Source organism: Fluviicola sp. (assembly GCF_030151805.1).
In the GTDB taxonomy this organism is placed as follows: Bacteria; Bacteroidota; Bacteroidia; order Flavobacteriales_D; family Crocinitomicaceae; genus Fluviicola.
Genome location: NZ_JASLCN010000050.1, coordinates 1 through 3468 on the forward strand (window position 1 = coordinate 1; position 3468 = coordinate 3468).

Below are 3468 nucleotides of genomic sequence, written 5' to 3' on the forward strand. Positions count from 1 at the left end.
GGAGGAATTGCAAAAAGGGTTCCAGATCAGGTTGAACGTGCGCGGCTTTGCATCACCGCTTGCAAAAACGGAATACAACGTTGCCCTGACACAACGACGAATTATGTCGCTCAGCAATTACCTGCGCGCTTTCGACAACGGAGTTTTTGCTCCCTACCTGGACGCAACAGCTAAAAATGGCGGGAAACTGGAATTGGTCGGAGTTCCGTATGGTGAATACACCGCGAATCAGATTACGAGTGATAATCCGAACGATGTGAAGAATTCGGTTTTTTCGAGATCTGCAGCCAGAGAACGTAAGATCGAAATTCAAAGTGTGAGTTACCTCGAAACCGATTCTATTTTCTTCTTTGTAGACTGCGTTCCGAATGTCATTACACTTGGAAAAATTCAGCAGGGAGAAAATCCATTTCAGTTTTCAATTTACAACAACCACAACAAATCACTCAAAATCAGTGCTATTAAAACAGAGGGCGATTTAGTGAATTTCAGCTTCGGAAACAGTGTTCCTGCAAAAGGAAGCGTTTTGGTTCAGGCGAATACCGTAAAAAAACTTCCCGACGGCATCTTTTCCTTCCCGATACTGATTTATTTTGAAGGATATAGCGCCCCCATTCGTTTGATGCTGCTGGGAGAAACACCCAAATAGAATTTATTGAATTGAATTGGTATAAAATGTATCTTTGCCTGTAAAATCAAACTATGTCAGGAGAAAATGCCGGGGTACAGCTCGCTGCCCGCCCCAGGTTGAAGTTTATAGATATGGCGCGGTCGATCGCCATTCTGATGATGCTTGAAGGCCATTTCACTGGTTCTGCACTTGCGGATAAATACCGGGATGACAATAATTGGCTGTTTAGCTTTTGGCACAACCTTCACGGTTTAACTTCTCCTCTCTTCTTTGCCGTAACCGGTGTAGTATTTGTTTACCTTTTAAGCCGGTCAACAAACGAACCTTATTTTCAGAATGAACGTGTGAAAAAAGGGTTTGGCCGCGTTAAAATGCTTTTATTCTGGGGTTACTTCATTCAATTCGATTTCATTACATTTTTCAGAGATACCCGATACGGTTTTGAATTCTATGGAAAATTGAAGAATGCCAATTTCCTGGATTTAATCGGGTCCTGGTTCCACGATATTTTAGTTCCTTTCTTCCCAACGGCAAGTACCAGCAAAGCCTGGATCTTTACGTATCATTTCAACTGGTTTCAAGCTTTCCACGTATTACAATCAATCGGGTTCGGAATTTTCTTCCTGTTGTTGGTTTTCGGGATCTATAAGATCATCAAAAAAGGACCATTGTATCTTTATTACCTGATCGCGGCGCTGATTCTGTTCGTGATTTACGGATATCTGAAAGAACATATCAAACTTTACGGTGTTTCCGAAGGAATCAAAACGATCAAAGATCCGGGAGCATTTATTCCGCAGGGAGCTCCGAAATTCATCCAGAACATGATCTACGGGGAATTCTCCGACTTCAGTTTTGTCCGTTATTCAGGTTATGTATTGATGGGAGGAATGATCGGTGCGATTATCCGGCATTACGAGAAAAATGTGCGTAAATGGTGGTTCGGAATCACGTTTATCGCAATCGGGTTGTTCTTCAACGTTGCCGGACAATCGCTTTTCCACGAATTGGATCAATTTACAAACTGGATCGGTTTGACGGCACATGGCTGCTTTGAAAACAATACCACCGGTTTTGCCCGCATGGGACAGGTTGCCATGCTTTTGGGAACATTGATGCTCGTAGATGCAAACTTCAAGATCAATGCGCCTCTGTTCCTGAAAATGGGACAAACAACCTTCCCGGTTTACATTGTGCACGTAATTATTTTGTATGGCGGAATTGTTGGCATAGGACTTGATCCTGAGTTGTGGTATCACCGTCAGTTTGATCCATGGGTTTCGATTTCAATTTCAGCATTTTTCATTACCGTGTTTGTCATCATGGTGAAATACATTGAACCGTTAACAGAATTGTATTATAAAGTATTTGGTATTTTCTATCCTAAACGAAAAAAATTGCGCAATGAATAAATTAGCTCTGTTTCTTTCTCTGATCACCGGAATTTCATTTGCTCAACAACCGACGAATGTCTTATTTATCGGTAACAGCTTTACGCACATGAATAACATGCCCAAGATATTTGAGCATTTGGCAAAATCAAAAGGAAAAAATGTTTTCGCAGATTCGATTGCAGTAAGCGGAAGTACGCTGAAAGCGCATAGCGAGCGTCCGAGTACCTACAAGAAAATGAAATCCCGCAAGTGGGATTATGTATTGATCCAGGGATTCTCGAGAGAGTTTGCGGAAGACAGTTCTGTGATCCTGAAAGAATCTATTCCGTATGCAAAGATTCTGATCGACAGCGTATTAAAAACAAGTCCTTGTGCCCAGATTTATTTCTATATGACCTGGGGCTACGAAAAAGGATATCCGGAGCAACCGGCAAACGATACTTATCCGAAAATGCAGCAACGAATCTGGAACGGCTACATGCTGATGAGCGATTCGTTGCATTATCCTGTTATTCCGGTTGGAATGGTCTGGAAAAATATCCGTGAAACTTATCCGGACATTGATTTGTATTTTACGGATCGCTATCACCCGAATGCATTGGGAAGTTTCACTGCCGCATGTACCGCTTTCGCTTCGATTTACAAAGAATCTCCGGTTGGCGGAACCGCTCCGAAACGTGTCGACAGCACTTATTGGAAAGTAATCGAACAGGCAGCCGCAAACATTGTACTTAAAAACCTGAATCAGTATAAGCTGAATCAAACACGTGTTTTCGACGTGAAGGAAACTCCGCTTCTTGATTTTAAAGTCCGGGAAACGTGGTTATCCGCTCAATTCAATAACCTGACTAAAAACGCAGGAGAATATTATTGGGATTTCGGTGACGGAACGACTTCTACTCAAAAGAACCCGAAACATTATTACAAAAATTCCGGTACGTACACCGTTACTTTACACATGAGACAACATTGTAACAATTTCACCCTGAAGAAAATGGTTACCGTTTCCAATAAAGTAAAGCGGGCAAATCAGGCGAAAAAATAAGTACGTTTTTTAAGATCCGGATGATCGTTTAGTCACAGCTGGTAAATGCCTGAAAAACTAGTAAGTTTCGTGGTTACTATTTCGATTCTACAGCAAAAACAATCCTTGATATCAGATCGAATCTTTCAACAGATCTCTGAAATATCTTTTATCCGATTGTTTTGCCGTGAATTGTTGAATCCGCGTATATTCCTGTGAATTCAGGATTGTCAGTTTATTTGCTCCCACAGGGCTTTTTCCATAGATTGCGGAATACATGGTGCATGCAACCAGGTAAGAGCCTTCATACGAAGGATGAGAGTTATCTGCGGTGTACAAATTGGTTTCCGGATAAGCGATGTTGTAGTTTCTCCAAACTTTCCCTACAGGAATAACCGGCACTTTGTATCTTTTCCGAA

Annotated in this window: 3 protein-coding genes and 1 pseudogene; 3 read left to right on the forward strand and 1 reads right to left on the reverse strand. The window is 41.7% G+C overall.

Going from position 1 to position 3468, the window contains the following annotated elements:
- From Q1V93_RS01980 to Q1V93_RS01990, 3 genes are all read left to right on the forward strand, one after another.
- A partial coding sequence (locus Q1V93_RS01980; RefSeq protein WP_300660736.1) for a hypothetical protein occupies positions 1–649 on the forward strand: 649 nt, incomplete at its 5' end.
- A gap of 53 nt (positions 650–702) precedes the next feature.
- Positions 703–2043, forward strand: coding sequence for an acyltransferase (locus tag Q1V93_RS01985; protein ID WP_300660738.1), 1341 nt, complete (start codon positions 703–705; stop codon positions 2041–2043).
- The gene (locus tag Q1V93_RS01990) at positions 2036–3070 is read left to right on the forward strand and encodes a DUF4886 domain-containing protein (RefSeq protein WP_300660741.1); all 1035 of its coding nucleotides are present in this window, start codon (positions 2036–2038) and stop codon (positions 3068–3070) included. Before Q1V93_RS01985 ends, Q1V93_RS01990 begins: the two co-directional genes overlap by 8 nt.
- A 111-nt stretch (positions 3071–3181) precedes the next feature.
- Here the strand turns inward: Q1V93_RS01990 and Q1V93_RS01995 are convergent.
- A pseudogene (locus Q1V93_RS01995) lies at positions 3182–3468 on the reverse strand (hypothetical protein); the annotation flags it as partial.